General features: G+C 38.3%; 1 pseudogene. It reads right to left on the bottom strand.

The annotated features are described in order from the left end of the window. A pseudogene (locus tag AC1DWN_RS34695) lies at positions 1 to 214 on the bottom strand (GyrI-like domain-containing protein); the annotation flags it as partial. Positions 215 to 751: the final 537 nt, after the last annotated feature.

Below are 751 nucleotides of genomic sequence, written 5' to 3'. Positions count from 1 at the left end.
CTTCAACACATGCCCAGTAACCATCTTCCTCTTCCGAAAAATCCCCTGCGATAAATGCTCCTACAAGTTTTACTGGACTTAGAAGATCATTTATCTCATTTAGCCTTTTTTTGAGTCTATAAGAAGCTTTTGGGATTTCATTTACATRCTGGTCACCTGGACATGCTACTCTTATTCCTACTAACTTCTTTTCATTGAGTTCAACTACTTTCATATGACACGCACTCTCCTCTAGTGTTTTTTATGTCTTTAATTCCTTGCGTTGATGCCCTAAAACATTAAATTTACCAACTTCTCAAATAATTCCACCTTTGGAGTATTCGCGAAATGATTAATCTATCCTGCCAGTTAGCTTAATAAAAACAAGGAGCAATTGCCGCAACAAATTGCTCCTTGTTTCGTTCAACTATCGTGTCCATGTAGGTTAAGGCCATATCCGTAAGAGCTCTGCTCAATCCATTATTTCAATTCGATTACCTTCAGGATCAATAACAATCCCAATAATACCCCAGTCAAACTTTTTTAAATCGACCTTTACCCCTCGTGACTTTAACTCAAAGACAGCACTGCCGGATTCTGTGGCAGCTTTTTTTGAGCTCTAGTTTCCCGTTAGCGGAACAACAAAATACGATACAAATTGATCAATAATGCCATACATTTAACCGATTTCCATCAGGGTCATAAAAATGAAAAGTCCCAAAACCATCTGTAATTGGAGAAACTATGACGCCATTGTCGCATAGGGCTGCAT

The sequence above is a fragment of the Paenibacillus sp. P4_A7 genome (genome assembly GCF_056402455.1).
This window is presented reverse-complemented; position numbering and strand designations above follow the sequence as displayed.